Below are 13,679 nucleotides of genomic sequence, written 5' to 3'. Positions count from 1 at the left end.
GATGTAACTCGACGTATTTTGGGTAATAGATAAAAAAGCTTATCCCAACTGCGCGAATAGCGCCGCCAGCCCGCTGCGTCGTTCGATTCTGACGGTGATTGCCTGTGCCAGCAGTGCCGGGTCGGCGTACAGTGAAAGCTGCTGTTTGGCACGTGTGATCGCCGTATATACTAGCTCTCGCGTCACCAACGGCACGCTTTGAGACGGTAAAATCAGCGCTGCATGATTGAATTCCGAGCCTTGCGATTTATGTACCGTCATGGCCCACGCGGTATCATGCTCCGGCAAACGGCTCGGCTGCACGGATTTAATGCTGCCATCCGGCATCGGGAACCACACGCGCAACCCGGTTCCCCGGTCGAGCGCAATCCCTAAATCACCATTGAAAAGCCCCAGCGCACTGTCGTTGCGGGCAATCATCACCGGGCGCCCTTCATACCAACGCGAGTGTCGCGACAGATGGATGCGCCGTTTACGGGCCAACATTTGTTCAAGCTGTTCATTCACCCCGCTCACGCCGTACGGCCCTTCACGGAGCGCACAGAGAACCTGATACTGCGAAAAGGCAGCCAGGATATCAGCAGGCTCCGCGCGCGCTTTTAGCAGCGACAGATAATCTGCATAACCCGCGCCAGCCTCATCCAGCATGGATTCGTACTCCTCCGTGGTGCGCAGCGGTTTTAAGGCGATATCAGAAAAGTCTTGCGCGAAGACCTGCTTCATCGCTTTCGCGTCGCCGTTATTCACCGCGCGCGCCAGCTGGCCAATGCCGGAATCACTACCAAAACGGTAACTTTTTTGCAGTAGGCACAGGCTGTCACGCAACGCACCCGCCTCAGTGCCTTCGCCTGCGGGTACAGAGGTACCGGTCAGTCGACTCAGCTCTTGCGCGCGCATCGGCGTGTACCCGACGTTCACCCAGGCACAGATATCACCCAGCACGGCGCCGGCTTCCACCGACGCCAGCTGGTCACGGTCGCCAAGAAAAATCACTCGGGCGTGTACCGGGAGGGCCGCAATTAACCGTGCCATCATTGGCAGGTCAATCATCGACGCTTCATCCACCACCAGCACGTCCAAATGCAGCGGGTTTCCCGCGTGATAACGCAGGCGCTGGCTGCCCGGCTGCGCGCCTAACAGGCGATGCAGCGTGCCCGCTTCCGCAGGTAGCAGTTTTTTCTGTTCATCGGTTAACGACAGCTGCCGCAGGGCAGAGCCCAGCGACTCCGTCAGACGCGCAGCGGCTTTACCGGTTGGGGCGGCCAGGCAGATACGGCATTTCGGTTGGGTATTAGTCTGGATCAAAGCCGCCAGCAGTTTCGCCACGGTGGTGGTTTTCCCGGTGCCGGGGCCGCCAGAGATCACCGAGATCCGGCGAGTCAGCGCCACAGCCGCGGCGACTTTCTGCCAGTCGACCTCATCCGTTGGGGGAAATAATGCCGCGAGCGTGGTGCCCAGCAGCGCATCATCTCCGGACGCTTGCGGTTCGGTCTGACTGAAAAAGCGGGCAATCGTGAGTTCATTGCGCCACAGGCGATTGAGATACAGGCGGCCGCCGCACAGCACTAACGGCGTCGCTTGCGCGCCATCACTGACAGCCGGAGAGGCCAGCAGCTGTGTTTCAATGTCATTCACGGGACCAGCCAGAGCAAACAGCTGCTGCCAGAGTGCCTGTGCTCGCCCGGTGGCCTGTTCATCAGCATGGAAACGCGAAAGCGGCAGGCATACGTGACCGTCTCCGGCATCACGACTGAGCAACGCCGCAGCCAGTATCACGCCCGGCGTGTCGTGCTCAGCGACCATCAACGCAAACTGTACGTCCAAATGACGCAGTAGTTTTTGCTGTGCCGCTTCCATCAACAGAGCTTCCATGGTCATCACATCACCTCCTGTGCATCGCCCGCAAACAGCGCATCCAGTCCATCGATCAGGGCGCGATCGGGCCGGGTAGTAAAGATCCCCTGACCGCCTTCGCCGCCGTCCACGCCGCGCAGGAACAGATAAATCACGCCGCCGAAGTGAGAGTCAAAATCATAATCCGACAGCCGATGGCGCAGATAACGGTGCAGCGCGAGGCTATAAAGTTGATATTGCAGGTCGTAGCGGTGCGACTGCATCGCCTGCGCCATCGCGGCTTGGGTGTAAGCCTCGCTGTTTTCGCCGAGCCAGTTGGATTTGTAGTCGAGTAGGTAATAACGTCCATCATGACGGAACACCAAGTCGATAAAGCCTTTCAGCATGCCGTTCACCTGTCGAAAGTCGAGCGGCGGGCAGCCCACTGAAAGCGGGTCATGCTGACGGATTAACGCATCCAGTTCCTGCGGCATCAGCAGTTGTTCAATCGGCAGATAGAACTCCATCTCAACCTGCTTATTTTTGGCCGTGAGCTGGTTCAGGGAAATGTCTGCGCCGGGGAGCGGCGTTTGCAGCACGGTGGTCAGCCAATGCGTTAATATCGGCGCCCATTTGGTCTCAAAGCCGTTGCGCTCAAGCTGTTCCTGCATCCACAGTTCATCGACCGGCTGCGTAAAATCGATTTCTTCAAACAGGCTATGCAGGAAGGTGCCCGGCGATGCCCCGCGCGGGAAGTGATGGGGCGTCAGCTCCGGTTCGTCAGAAACGTCAGCCACGCCCGCGGCGTCGATATCCAGACGCGGCAGCAGATCCTGCGCCACGCTGTGCCCTCTCTGTTGAAGACCGGAATAGCTGGTGACTCGCCAGTCGTCGACGATGCGCCGCTGCATCTCTCTGGCACGCAGCTCCGGCATTTCAGGCGTAATCGCCTGCCAGCGTCCCCCTTCCGGGAGCGTCGGGGTATGCAGGGCAATGTGTTCGTTACAGAGTTCACGCAGACAGGCTTCAAGGCCCGCGGCGTCTTTGGCTTCACCTTTTTGAACCAGGCGGCCCAGCGCACTTTGGTGCAATTCAGTGTCGGTGGCTTTATCGCTGCGACGCGGGCTGAGCGGTGCAATGCCTAAACTGCAGTGCCAAATCGCACGCGTCAGCGCCACGTACAGCAGGCGTAAATCCTCCGCCAGACGCTCAGCTTCGGCGAGTTCCAGGCTCTCCTCACCATCGTGCAAATCGAGCACCGCCGCAAAGGAAGTCCGGTCATGGTAAAACGCCTGATCCTGTTTGCGATAGCGGGCGATAAACGGCAACCAGACCAGCGAATACTCCAGCCCTTTCGATTTATGCACCGTGACGATTTGCACCAGGTGTTTGTCGCTTTCAAGACGCATTTGCTGGCTCGAAGATCCGCTGTCCGGGCCGCCAATCTGCTGCCCCAACCAGCGCATCAGCGCATGTTCACTTTCGAGTTGCCCGGCGGCTTCCTGCAACAGTTCACTGAGGTGCAGAATATCGGTCAGACGGCGTTCACCGCCATGAGTCACCAGTAAATTTTCCGCGATATTACGCGCCGCCATCAGCGCACGCAGCATCGCCATCACGCCCCGCTTTTGCCAGAGCTGGCGATACTCACTGAACTCTTCCACCAGCGCATCCCAGGCAAGCTCATCTAGATTCAGGCGCTCAATGTCCTGCGCATTCAGACCAAATAGTGAGCTGGCAAGCGCGGTGCGCAGGCTACTTTCCCTTTCCGGGGCCAGCACTGCCTGCAATAGCCACAACAGCTCCTGTGCTTCCGGTGTTTCAAATACGCTGTCGCGGTTGGATAAATACACCGATGGAATGCCCAGCGCATTCAACGCATCACGCACCAGCGCCGCTTCCTGTCGGTTACGCACCAGGACGGTAATGTCTGAGGCCTGAACAGGACGCGATGTTTCGCCGCGCCACAGCAGCGCATCACCACGCTGACCGGCACTCAGCCAGTCGCGTATTTGCCCGGCGCACATCTGCGCCATAAACGCCTGATAATCCCCGGCGCTGACGTTGTTGCCGGGCATCAGCCAGAAGCTCATTGATGGCTGGTCTTCCCCGTTCATCTCAAAGCGCAGCCCCTGATTTTTGGGCGCTGGCTTCACCGGTAAAAAGGGAATATCTCGGAACATGAAGGGGTTATCGGTCAGGCCAAAAAGACGATTGACGCTTTCTACCACACCCGGAGCCGAACGCCAGTTGGTGTCGAGGGTGTAATGGGCGGCCACATCGCCTCGCGCGCGCATGTAGGTAAAAATATCCGCGCCGCGAAACGCGTAAATTGCCTGTTTAGGGTCACCAATCAGCAGTAGCGCAGTATCAGGTTGCTGCCGCCAGATTCGACGAAAAATGCGGTACTGCTGCGGATCGGTATCCTGGAATTCGTCGATCATCGCCACCGGGAAACGCTGACGAATAGCGGCCGCCAGCGCGTCGCCGCTTTCGCCTTGCAACGCATCGTCCAGCCGGCTCAGCATGTCGTCAAAGCCCAGCTCGCCGCGACGCTGTTTCTCCCGCGCCACGGCTTCACGTATTTCAACCATCGCCCGTGAGATGACCAAATCATTGAGCGACGGCGGTGCCGCCAACAGCGCTTCAATGGTGTCGAACAGCGGATGCAGCGGCGGATTCCCGCCCGGTTTGGTGCGTGAAATCAGGAACGATTGGGCAAATTTTTCCAGCGAGTCGGGTAGCTGATAGCCGGTATTTTCCGCCTCGGACCACGCGCTAATCTTCTCTATCCATCTACCCTGATTACCGCGGTTGAACTTGCTTCTGTTGATATCGGAATTTTCGATAATATCGGCGATTTCCCCGACCGCCGTCTGCCATTGCGCTTTCAGTGCGCTCAGCTGCGCCACAATCTGCTGATGGCGAGCTATCAGTGTTTGATCCGATGGCGTTTTTTTGAGCTGCGGGGCTTCGCCCTGAAGATAGCGATCGATCGATTTCAGCAGATCCTGCGGCCCTTTCCAGCTGGCATGAATGGCCTCGGCCACCTCACGAGGAAGCGGGTAACAGTGGCGCCGCCAGAAGTCGGCACAAGCCTGGAAGCGCAAACGGGATTCATCTTCAATCAGCTGCTGTTCGAACAACATGCCCGACTCAAACGCGTTGAGGCTCAACATGCGCTGACAGAAACCGTGAATGGTAAACACCGCTGCTTCGTCCATCTGTCGTTCAGCCAGCAACAGCACATCCGCCGCCTGTTGAGTGTCAGGAATTTCGGCAAGCAGGCTGGCATAAAGCGGGTTATCGGTGCGGTTACGCAGGCAGGCAATGCGCAGTTCGTGGATGTTGCTGCGAATGCGGCCACGCAATTCTTCAGTGGCGGCTTCGGTGAAGGTCACCACCAGCAGCTCTTCGACATCGACAGCACGAACGAAGGCGGCTTCACCGCCCAGTCCAAGCAACAGCCGCAGATAGAGTGCGGCGATGGTATACGTTTTTCCGGTGCCCGCTGAGGCTTCAATCAGGCGCTCACCAGTTAACGGCAAGCGCAGGGGATTTAGGGACTCGGCGGTCTCGGTCATTCGTTCTCTCTCATCAGCGGCATGGATTGCTGCAACGCGCTAACGCTCTTCCAGACCTTCCAGCCTTTCGGGTGAACAAATTCTGTTTTCCCGTTCTGGCTACCGGAGACCTGAGAAAGAAGCGCCATGCCCTGCGGCTCCACCACCGTCTGATGGAAGAAGTCAGCAAGTTTTTGCGGCGTCAGCAGTTTTATCTGAGCCACTACTTTATCACGTGAATCAAAACTCATATTACCGCGATCGAAATCTTTGCTGAGCTTTGAAGCCTCTTCACCCAGCGTTTGCGGCGGCTGCTGCATTTGGGCAATCACCGACTGCTGGATTTGCGCAAACTCTTCTGGCTTCATGGCTCGCAGCTTCGCTTCGGCAGTCGGGAAGAAGGCTTTGAAACGCTCCCACAGGAAGCCGGGCTGTTTGTCGCTGCTCTGCAACAGGAAACCGACGCCCCATTGACGGCCGATGTTCATCGGGAAAGCAAACACCGCGTAGCCTAACTGCTCTTCCGTACGCAGTTGGTTGTAGAACCACGGCTGAATAATTTGCCCCAGCATAGCGCTGGCGGCAGAGCTGCTGAACTCATCCGCTTTTGGTGGCGTGAACACCGCAGCAAGCGCGGAATCACTGGTGCTACCCGGTTTTTCAAAGATGGCGTTCTGCTTTTTCTCTACCACGATGTCTTTGTTACGACACCACTCAGCACCGTGTGCGTTGAGCTGCTTATGCACCTCGCGGGCAAGCGAAACAGAGTTATCGGCCGTCATGTTACCAACGATAAGAAACTCTGGCCGCGCACCTGCTTTCAGCGCATCACGCCAGCTCAGCACGTCCTTCAGCGTGATGGACGGCAGCAAACTACGGCGCTCTTCGCGCTGGAAGTAAGGCACCTGAGACAGCATCTGCACCGGCATAATCGCCTGATCGAAGGCTTTACCTTTCTCGGCGGAATCCAGCATCTGCGCATACCAGGATTTGGCCTGTTCCAGCTGTTCTTCGGTTGGCTGATAGCTGAAATAGCCCTGCAACAGGGCATCAAACAGCTGCGGCAAACGCTGGGTATAACCATTGGCGTTAACCATCAGGCCATTATTGGCGCCGGTTGAGAAGCTTATGCCACCCACTGCGGCCTGGTTGCTGAGCTGGTCAAGCGCGATACCCGCCAGATAATCATTCAGAGCGAAAATCACCTGATTACGGGCAGTTTGCATGGCATTCGGGTTACGCAGCACCAGGGTGACATCGGCTTTCGGCTCGCTGGCAAAATAGCGGCTCGGGGTGTACACCACCCGCAGCTCCGGCTCATCGACAATCAGCTGTGGCTTGTCGGCGACCTTCTCAGACTTAATCAGCGTGAAGTCGTCCGGGATATACGGATTGAGCGTCGGTAACTGCAACGCAATTTTGGCGGATTCCTGCTGCCATTCACTGAAGGTCTGCCCGCTAATTTTATCGACCTGATACGGCGCATCGACAAAGTAGGCGGTTTTATTGTGCGGCTCGTTCGGGCTGATATACCAGATGCGCGCGTTTTGCGGCGTCATCATCGCCAGACGATCCTCGATAGCTTTTGCGTCGTACTGGTCTGCAATATTGACCGCATCAAGCGTGTGCTCGACCGGCACGCGGATCATGGTGTCCGCCAACCATTCGACATAATCCATATCACGGTTGATCGACGGATAGCGGAAATCGAGATCCAGCACGTGAGCCAGTTCATCAAAGTAATGCTTATCCACGCCTTTCTCACGCAACAGATTGAGGTAGCTGAAAATGGCGGCGACAACCTGATCACGATGCGCAAGGCCTTTATCCGTCAGGGTGGCGGAGATTGCCAGTACGCCACTGTTGCCGTTCACCACCGGGTCTGAATCGGCGCGAATGCCTTCGACCAGCCCCTGCTTTTGCAGCCAGTCGGACAGCGTTCCCGGGCTACGATTCCCCATCAAATAGGTAATGAGCTCATCGGTTTTACTGCGGAATTGCGCAGTATTGTTATCAATACGAAATTCGACGCGCAGCACCTTGCGAGGCACCGCTGGCGTGTAGTGAATGATGATGCCTTTCTGCGCATCGGTCACCACCGGAACGGTAATCTCCGGACGGGTGATGTTTTTGTTCGGTACGCGGCCCCAGGTTTCTGCGGCCATTTTTTCCAGTTCTGGCAGCTGCTTATTGCTGTAGATAACCGCTTTCATCAGATTGGCGGAGTAGTATTTATCGCGGAACGACAGCAGCGCATCGAGCACCGGGCTGCCAGGTTTGTCGCTCAGAGTTTCAAGGTTACCACCGGAGAAACGGGCTCCTGGGTGCGCCGGGTTGATGGTTTCGGCGCTCACCTGTGCCATACGCATACCGTCACGGCTGCGGGCCATGGTCAGCTCAGAGTTAACGGCGTTTCGTTCTCTGTCGGCGTATTTCTTATCAAGAAGTGGTTCGGCAATGGCATCTGCCAGGCGATCGACCGCGCCTTCCAGCGCATCGTTTTCTACTTCGAGATAAAACGCGGTGCGATAAGGTGCGGTGCTGGCATTGTGGCTGCCGCCGTGCATTTTGAGATATTCAGCGAGGCTATCCGGCTGCGGGTATTTTTTGGACCCCATCAGCGTCATATGTTCGAGGAAATGAGCCAGCCCTGGATGGGAATCCGGATCTTCCAGCGAGCCAATTGGCACCACCAGCGCAGACAGCGACTTCACCGCCTGTGGGTCGGAAACCAATAGCACAACCATCCCGTTATCAAGCTTAATCGCTTGATACTGACGGGGGTCTTTCTCGCTTTTGCGGATGGTTTCCTTTATCGGTTGCCATCCATTGTCGGCCTGACTCATAGGCGCCCAGAAGGCGAACAAAACGATAAATACGACATTCAACCAAGTGCTGCGGGGCATTCACGGACCTCATCATTAACAAACTTCTGTGCTGCTCTGAATGGCAGCCTCACTTGTAAACTCTAAATAATTCAAGTTGCAGGAAGACGGCAAACCTATGAGTCCCCGGGAGCTTACTCAGGTAAGTGACTGGGGTGAGCAGGTGTAGCCAACGCACATGCAGCTTGAAGTATGACGAGTATAAACATCAGTCCGTGACACGTTGCGCATGATAATGGAATCCCGATATCTGCGCAATTTTTATACAGCGACTATGACTGATGGAAACGAAAAACAGGCTGCAGGTAACGTTCTGCTTGCGTAATAATCGCTTCAACGCTTTCAGGTTCAAGGGTTCGCCACAGGCGCTGGTACCAAACATCGGCCCCTTCACCGCGAATCACCATACTGCCTTCCCAGGCTTGCATGAACTTACTGCGCGCTTTCTGTTGTATTTGTTCATCCCATAAAATGACATTATTTTCGCTGTCATAACAGGCTTTCAGCCACGCCCCTCCACTTTCAGGGAGGAACAGTAGTGGCTGAGACAGACCTTCACGGTATCCAGCCACCAGCTCGGATAAATATTGCATTGCCTCCTGCGCGGCCAGCGGAGGGAAGCGCCACTCACCTTCTTTACGCAGCAACAGGCGGCTTTCACCTTCTCCGCCACTGGCGCAGTAGACAAGATGCTCTAGCCAAAGTTGCATTCCCTGCGAGACATTCTGTAAGGACGGACGCCAGCGCAGCAGGCCGTCTGACTGTACCTGCGGGAGCCAGCCAGTGATATTGATCCCGTCACAGTGCAGATCAATTTCCAGACTTTTCCCGGACTTTCTTTGGGCACTGACCCGGTCGGCCAGCGCTTGCATCTCCTGGCACTGATCGTCCCAGGCAATTTCACCAAAAGCACCGTACGGCAGCTCGCCCCCGGCACGAAAACGACGGAACATCAGGCCGGCGTCCTGCTCTTCCACCAGCGTATTCACCAGTTGCTGATTTAGCTGATAGCGTGACAGACCTTCGAGGGTAAACGGCTCCGTTTCAGGAATTTCGTTCTCTTCAATGCGGAAATTCACCTGCAAGCGCATCTGGAAAAACGCCCGTACAGGGTGCTGCCAGAAACGCTGGAGCTGTTCGAAAGGCAGCGTCTCGATAGACACTGGCGGTAAAGGCTGGATAAATTCGCTTTGTGCTTCACCTTCCAGGCTCGCCGCTTTTAGCCATTCGCGGGCGTAGCTTTGCTTCTCGCCCAGCATGAAGTTGACGGCATCAAACGGCATTCGACTGTGCTGATGGAGAATATGGGTTTTCACCCTCTGCTCGCTTGCATCGCAGTTGAGCATTTCGTCGCCAGGCAGGCAGTGGCTTTGGCCGATATAATCGACCAGCTCCTGCACCAGCACTGACGGATAGCGCTCGCTGTTATCCTGAATAGACCGGCCGATATAGCTGATATACAGTTTTTGCTCGGCGGACATCAACGCTTCCAGGAACAGATAGCGGTCATCATCCCGGCGGCTACGATCGCCCCGTACCGGTTTCTGACTCATCAAATCAAAGCCCAATGGCGCAAGTGCGCGTGGATAAATGCCGTCGTTCATGCCCAGCAAGCAAACCACCTTGAACGGAATAGAACGCATTGGCATCAAAGTACAGATGTTCACCGGGCCTGCGAGGAAACGCTGGCTGATACGCTCCTGATCGAGGCGCTGCGCCAACTCGTCACGCAGCAGAGACAGCGGAACGGTTTCACCATAGTGAGATTCCAGACCCTGCTCGATAATGCCCTGCCACTGCTGTTCAATCAGCGCCAGTGCCGCTTCAGTATCCGGATCCGGCAAGAAGAAATCGTTGAGCATTTCACGGCAGACAGGCAACCAGTCAGAAAGAGCCCGCTCTTGCGTCAGGCGCAGGCGCCACTGGTTCAGTTTCATCAGCAACGACGCCAGATGACCCACAAGTTCGGCGATTAATCCACTGGACTCATCATACGGCAAAATTGACTGCCACTCGCCCTGACTGCTTTCCATGGCGTAGCCGAGCAGCATGCGCGTCAGGCCAAAGCGCCAAGTGTGCTGGCCCGTCGGGGGTAGATCCCATTCACGGACGTTATCGTCGTCCATGCCCCAGCGAACGCCGGACTCGTTTACCCACAGTCTCAGATAACGCAGACCCTCTTCATCGATATTAAAACGAGCCGCCAGGACAGGCACATCCAACAGGGCGAGAACATCTTCACTGACGAATCGGCTGTCAGGCAGCGAAAGCAAAGTAATAAATGCCTGTAACGCCGGATGAGATTGGCGCGCCCGACGGTCAGAAATAGCCCACGGCACATAGCGATCGCCGCTGGCGCTGCCGAATACGGCCTGAATAAACGGGCTATAGCTGTCAATGTCAGACACCATCACAATGATGTCACGCGGGGAGAGATCTTGATTCTCTTCCAGCATCGACAGCAAGCGATCGTGCAGCACTTCCACTTCGCGCTGCGGGCTATGACAGACATGAATGCTCAGGCTGCGATCGTCTGGATCCAGCGCTCGCTTGCTGTCACTACGGGAAAATTCTTCCGCAGTACGCCCGGCGACCGCGCTGCTCTGTAACTCCAGAATGTCGTATTGCAGATTGTGCAGCAGGTTATCCGGCTCTATATCGACGAAGGCATCCAGTTCCTGATAGCGTTCCAGCCCCGCGAGCAGGTAGATGTAATCCCGGCCGAGTTTGCCCCATGAGGCCAGCATCGGATTGCCGATATCCTGTTCGCCGTCAGCATTAAACAATGCCGGGGCCTGATGGCTGTCGCGGAACAAGGGCAACTCACGCTGTTCACGGTGATGCCGACGCTGACGAGCCAGAAGCTTCGCCAGAAACGCGGGATCTTTAATGTCGCCCCAGTAATAACGACATGGATTGGTGAACAGCACGTATACGTCAACATGCTTACCCAGCGCCTGAAGTGCCTGCAGATAGACCGGCGGCAGGGCTGAAATCCCGCAGATAAATACCCGGGAAGGTAAGCCCGCTGGCGGCTGTTCGCTGTTTTCCAGGGTGGTTATGAAGCGTTGATACAGATTGGCACGGTGCCAGAGTGGCTGCCCCAGCGCTGCGGTGTGCTCCACCAGCGCTTTCCATAGCGGAGCCTGCCAACACTGCGCATCATCAATGCCGTCAACACGCTCGTCAGCTTCCCAGCGGGTCAGCCATTCCGGGCGGTAAACCAGATACTGGTCATAGAGATCGGCGACGCGAGAAGCCAGCTGGAACAGCTTACGTTTGTCGCTATCGTCTGACAGATACTGGCGTAACGGCGTGAATGCTTCCTGCTCAAGCATGCCGGGCAGCAGCGTCATCAGCTTCCAGCTCATGCTTTGTTTATTAAAGGCACTTTGCTCGGGGATTTCTGGCAGAACGCGAACAAACATGTCCCAGATAAAGCTGGCGGGAAGCGGGAAATCAATGTTAGCCGCGATGCCGAAACGCTTTGACAGCGTCATCTGTAGCCACTGAGCCATACCGGTACTTTGCACCAGTACCATTTCAGGTTCGAAAGGGTCGTTAAGCCGGTCCTGCTCAACAATAAACTCCATCAATGCTTCCAGCACATCCAGACGGTTGGAGTGGTAGACCCGTAACATATTCGCTCCTGACGCTCGCGGTTAAGCCATTAACTTTGTGGGCAGTGAAGGCGAGACATTTGCCCCTGCCGGCCCACTGGCGTGATGATCGTTACCGTGATGCTGACACATCTTTGCCGGCTTGTCTGCACACGGTTAAGCTGCCAGCCTTCGGGCATCGCGGCGGTATGCAGTTGGCTGTGGCTCCATCCTTCCCGCCAAAGTTGTCGATAAAGATTCAACTGTGCGGCGCCGACAGCAAATTGGTTGTACAAGCCTGATAGCGCCGTCACCACCATCATCATCAATACCACGCTCAACAGCACTTCGGGCAGGCTAAACCCCTGCTGTCGGTTCAAGGGTTCTGGCATTGTGAGGTCTCCTTGCGCGGACAAAAATCACTCCAGCCGTTGCGGTCGAACAGTAGAGAATTGCCGTTGACTGAAGCCGTTTGCCACCGGGTTTGTTGCCTGCAACTGGCAATCAACAACGCAGTACCATCGGTGAAAAGTCGCAAGCACACTCGTCCGGAGAAGCCCGAAAGGGTCTGGCATTGCACGATCGGCAGCAGCGGCCAGGTGAACACACGCCCCCACTCGAGCAGTGATTCAGCATTCATGCTGTCGCGGAGTGCCAGCTTTTCCAGACTTCCCTGCGACAACCGGGCCTGATGTTGAATGCTGATACCCTGCAGCATCAGACTGCCGAGAACGAGCATCAGTAACACCAGCATGAGTGACGACATCCCCTTTTCCCGGTTCATAGATTGTGCCCTGTTACGCTATGGCTGGCGTTCAACTGAACTGTAGGGCGGCTCTTCAGATGTGCGGAAAGGGTCACCTCAAACTCAGGAGAAAACCCGCTAATGTTATGTCGCTGTACCTTGAATTCATCGACAATAAGGAAATCAGGATCGGTCATTTTGTCCCACCCTTTGGCGTTACAATCTGTCGCGCCGCGTAGTGTTTCCAGAGCCCCATTCTTTAGCCTGAAACCCGTTACGTCAGAGTTGGCAGCAGGGGCATCCTCCCAAACGCCGTTGAGATTGCTGTCCCAGCGAACCCGCAGGCACTGGTTTTCAATAAGCACAGCTTCACCACCACAGGCTCCCCGACAAAAACCTGCCCGTTGAAGATGTCGGGATACGGTAAACAGGCGCTGCCAGATTTCCTCTTCAAGCACCTGCTGCTGAGTCTGCCGGAGAATAGCCCCTTGCAGTGCAGGTAAGAAACGTGCCGTCGCAAGCAACAGAATGCTACCAATCGTCATGGCTATCAGGACTTCAACTAACGAAAAACCCTGCTGATTTACTGACATGATTTGTCGCTTCCTCCCTGACACAAACGTACACGTCCCCAGCCGGAGACAATCAAATTCCAGCTTCCCGCGCTACTTTTAAGCGTGATATGCCCGGGCCACGCGGTGCTTCGCAAACCATAGAAACCCAGGCCAGGCGTCATCTCGTTAAGTGTCACTTCCGGCCAACGTGGGCGTAATACAAAAATGCTGTGCGCCGTACAGTCGGTCCCCTCTTCACTCAGGGCATTCAGACACCACCCTTGCTCCGCGCGCTGTAGGCGAGGCAGGCGATCGCGACGATGCCAGCTCGCATCGTTACGCAGCATGACCAGAAAGTCTCTGACCTGCCCAGCGGTTTGCCATAGACGCTGCTGCTGCTGCCAACGCTGCCAGCTGTACAGCCCACCACCGCTGAGAATAATCATCAGCGAGAGTGCAACCAGCATTTCAATAAGGGTGTAACCCTGTTCTCGTTTCAT

At 56.1% G+C, this 13,679-nt stretch carries 8 protein-coding genes; all 8 read right to left on the bottom strand.

All coding sequences use genetic code 11. The annotated features are described in order from the left end of the window. Positions 1-39 precede the first annotated feature (39 nt). The 8 genes from recD to MUU46_RS02985 all read right to left on the bottom strand — a co-directional run bounded on the left by recD (position 40) and on the right by MUU46_RS02985 (position 13,679). Positions 40-1,878 (bottom strand): exodeoxyribonuclease V subunit alpha, encoded by a 1,839-nt coding sequence (recD, locus tag MUU46_RS03020; RefSeq protein WP_258964733.1) that lies wholly within the window; start codon positions 1,876-1,878, stop codon positions 40-42. Next, positions 1,878-5,417: an exodeoxyribonuclease V subunit beta gene (recB, locus tag MUU46_RS03015; RefSeq protein ID WP_258964732.1), complete on the bottom strand. Its 3,540-nt coding sequence runs from the start codon at positions 5,415-5,417 to the stop codon at positions 1,878-1,880. Before recB ends, recD begins: the two co-directional genes overlap by 1 nt. Next, positions 5,414-8,302, bottom strand: a complete 2,889-nt coding sequence (ptrA, locus tag MUU46_RS03010; protein WP_258964731.1) for a pitrilysin — start codon at positions 8,300-8,302, stop codon at positions 5,414-5,416. The genes recB and ptrA overlap by 4 nt, the downstream gene beginning before the upstream one ends. A gap of 251 nt (positions 8,303-8,553) precedes the next feature. Continuing rightward, on the bottom strand, positions 8,554-11,922 hold the full coding sequence (gene recC / locus MUU46_RS03005; RefSeq protein ID WP_258964730.1) for an exodeoxyribonuclease V subunit gamma: 3,369 nt from the start codon (positions 11,920-11,922) through the stop codon (positions 8,554-8,556). Between the two features lie 29 nt (positions 11,923-11,951). Further along, positions 11,952-12,272 carry a prepilin-type N-terminal cleavage/methylation domain-containing protein gene (locus MUU46_RS03000; protein WP_159758369.1) on the bottom strand — a complete coding sequence of 107 codons (321 nt, stop codon included), beginning with the start codon at positions 12,270-12,272 and terminating at the stop codon, positions 11,952-11,954. Next, positions 12,257-12,634 (bottom strand): DUF2509 family protein, encoded by a 378-nt coding sequence (locus tag MUU46_RS02995; RefSeq protein ID WP_258964729.1) that lies wholly within the window; start codon positions 12,632-12,634, stop codon positions 12,257-12,259. The genes MUU46_RS03000 and MUU46_RS02995 overlap by 16 nt, the downstream gene beginning before the upstream one ends. A gap of 26 nt (positions 12,635-12,660) precedes the next feature. Beyond that, positions 12,661-13,218, bottom strand: coding sequence for a prepilin peptidase-dependent protein (locus tag MUU46_RS02990; RefSeq protein WP_159758372.1), 558 nt, complete (start codon positions 13,216-13,218; stop codon positions 12,661-12,663). Continuing rightward, positions 13,209-13,679: a prepilin peptidase-dependent protein gene (locus MUU46_RS02985; RefSeq protein WP_258964728.1), complete on the bottom strand. Its 471-nt coding sequence runs from the start codon at positions 13,677-13,679 to the stop codon at positions 13,209-13,211. The genes MUU46_RS02990 and MUU46_RS02985 overlap by 10 nt, the downstream gene beginning before the upstream one ends.

The sequence above is a fragment of the Scandinavium tedordense genome, assembly GCF_024764965.1.
Classification (GTDB): domain Bacteria; phylum Pseudomonadota; class Gammaproteobacteria; order Enterobacterales; family Enterobacteriaceae; genus Scandinavium; species Scandinavium tedordense.
The sequence above is the reverse complement of the archived record's forward strand: the minus strand, read 5'-3'. Positions and strand labels throughout refer to the sequence as shown.